This is a genomic window from Microcystis sp. M49636_WE2 (genome assembly GCF_030065375.1).
Lineage (GTDB): Bacteria > Cyanobacteriota > Cyanobacteriia > Cyanobacteriales > Microcystaceae > Microcystis > Microcystis aeruginosa_C.
The window spans coordinates 1-2,701 of record NZ_JASJFG010000743.1; the positions used below are offsets into that span (position 1 = coordinate 1).

The following is a 2,701-nucleotide window of genomic DNA, read 5'->3' on the forward strand; positions in this document are numbered from 1 at the left end:
CATCACACAGGAGACAGAATAAGCACAGGGTGCATGATGAATACCGTATTGATCTTTGTTTTGTTCAACTAATTCGTTTAGTTTCTTATGACCTTCCTCCGTTGCTTCCATAAAGGTTGTTTTGGACTGAAGAATGGGCAGTATTCCTTGTTCAAATAACCGGCATCCTTCGGCATCAGTTAACCTGTGATCTGTCGGCAGAGACTGGGTGTGTTGGAGGTTTTTGTAAGCATCTAAAACCAGACCCCCATAAATAGTTTTAGTATAATCTGAGGAATCTGCCACATAAATTATAATGCTGGTTTCTTCTTCATGATTAGCTTGATCATAGCCAAAGGCAGTAATTTTGCGCTTCCCAGGATTCGTGAATCCTGAATAAGTAATCGACCAAGAACCGTCTGCTTTAACCTGATTATTGCCTAGGGAATATTTGTCATCTGCTTTGAGTTCTACAGTGACTATTCCAGAATTTACTTTGCCTGTAAAAGTAACAGGTTTTAGACATTCAAAGCGAGCATCGTTGATGGGACTAATAATTTGTAAGGAAGTCATGGCATTTCTCCTATGGGATTGTTGAAAAATTTACTGTTAGACGAATTGATCGCCCAATGAAGGATTAAAAGCGATCGCTTCCAGATCGGTACGATAGATACCAACTTTATGAATTTCCTCTGGTAATCTTGGCCAGATGTGGATTTCACTCTCAAAAGTGCGCCAAAATTGCGGGGTAATTCGGAAGACTCGGTTATTAACACTGGAAAGTCCTGCAAAATGTTCTTGCATTCTGACATTAACGTGCCGATTTAAGACCTCAAAGACTTTTTTGACCGTAGCAGGATTATCATATCCGTCGTAATGATTGAAAGTGATTCCTGTTTGATTTTTTAGCTGATTACAGAAGCTTTTAGGTTCTTCGAGTCGTTGAACTTCTTTATAGCCATTAGCAAAAACATCATGAGCAATGGCTTCTAAATAAAGTTGTCTTTGAGCGGCAGGATTTTTAGCGTAGAAAAGAATTTTTGCCACCGCCAAAGTTGAGCCAACACAATTGCCAAATGTTCCCCAACTACCGAAGGCCAATAAATCATCATAAGGTAACACAGAAGTGGCATTCCAAGCCCCATTAAAAAGTCGGCCATCAATGATAACTAATTTAGCACGTTGCTCGGAAGAATAGTTCTTATATTGAGCCAGAAAATGCTCATCTAACTTCGCTTGTTCCCTGTCGTCTTTCTGATAATCATTAATACTACCATTTTGACGACGAGTTAAAATAGCTACCTCGAAATCCCAGTCAGTTTCTGATTCTTCTAACCCAACTGCTGGTAATTTTTCAGTCACAAGTTCTTCCGGTGGTCGTCGCCCGTCGTACCACATTTCAGTCTCCTTATTAGAGATGCAGACACGCACTTTAGTTTTAGGAAGAGTTTGAGCGATTCCCATTGCTACTAATTCATCTGCTCCCCAAGTAATTGGCTGTTTGAGAGCCGAGAGATTATACTTATCCAGAAGATTGTATAATCTTGTTTGCATTGTTTCTCGCACATCTTTGGATGAATGTTTTTGAGAATCTCCCATCGCACAAACGACAGCTGAGATTTTTCGATTCATCGACTGTAATAGACGGATAGATTGTTCGAGTCTCCACAACTCTTTGTCGTGTCTTTCTTTTGCCCAATCTGGATAAGGAGTTGCATCTGGTTGAGGAGGACCGACACCAACAAAAGATTGGACAATAACCGCTTTTTCAAATTGAGAAATAGTGGGGAGATAATCTTCGGGATATTGTAGCAATCGTTCTGCAATAATGAACGCTGTATCCTTGACCCGAAGTAGTGTAATCATTTGTCTAACTAAAGAATCTGTTTGTCTTCTCGGACTAAGAACGTACACAGGACAAATTCTTTCTGAACGGTTGTCTTGTCCATTAGGGGGAATCCCCACTCCATCTCCATCTTGTTCTGTTGGTCGATGATACACCTTAAATTGAGACTGCTTAATGTCTTGTAATATCTTGGCCACAGGGTCATTACTTTTAATTTCGACATGGGGAATATAAGCGAACCATTTCGCTATCTCATTAACAGGGGTTGTTAATTCTAATTCCCAGTGATTATTGTCCGCAGATTTGTAATCATTAATCTCAATTTTATCTCCTGCTGTCAAGGAAAATTTTTGAGTAAGATCAGTAATTTGACTGCTATCTAGGGTAGATTGTTTGATAACAGTATTGACTAGAGCTTTCAGTTTTTGAGTAGTCATCATTTTTTCTCCTTTTGGCAATATGAGAGGATTATCTAAGTTTTAAAACTAGCAAAATTTGAGGACATAACCCTAATTAGGGACAGTAAATTGCATAAACTTGGCAGGTATTGCACACTGATTTCCAGAATCCCCACTATTGCCATCAATCAAAATATAGGCTGTTCCATCAACGATCGCTAATCCTTCTGATGACTGGGGTAATTCTCGAAGGATTTCAGGTTTAAGAATCGTATTGGGTTTGAGATCCTCAGCCGATAGTTTCCAAAAAACGAAATTATCTTGACCATCTTTCGGACCGCCAGCAATTCCCCAAATCTGGTTATTATCAAAGGTAATTTCTCTGATTCCCCGTCCCCCTAAATCTAGAAGTGTTGCACCATCGAATTGATAGTTATCCAGATTAGCCATTGATAGTAAAACAGCATAATTCTTAGCG

1 protein-coding gene and 2 pseudogenes are annotated in these 2,701 nt (G+C 39.4%); all 3 read right to left on the reverse strand.

Features of this window, described 5'->3' with window-relative positions; all coding sequences use genetic code 11:
• A pseudogene (locus tag PX484_RS16970) lies at positions 1-552 on the reverse strand (hypothetical protein); the annotation flags it as partial.
• 36 nt (positions 553-588) lie between these two features.
• Complete coding sequence (locus PX484_RS16975) at positions 589-2,265, reverse strand: DUF4127 family protein (RefSeq protein ID WP_287709545.1); 1,677 nt, start codon at positions 2,263-2,265, stop codon at positions 589-591.
• Between the two features lie 69 nt (positions 2,266-2,334).
• A pseudogene (locus tag PX484_RS16980) lies at positions 2,335-2,701 on the reverse strand (DUF3616 domain-containing protein); the annotation flags it as partial.

Bases quoted from the DNA above. Each gene is read 5' to 3' on its own strand.
- PX484_RS16975 (WP_287709545.1), bottom strand. From the start codon at position 2,265: ATGATGACTACTCAAAAACTGAAAGCTCTAGTCAATACTGTTATCAAA.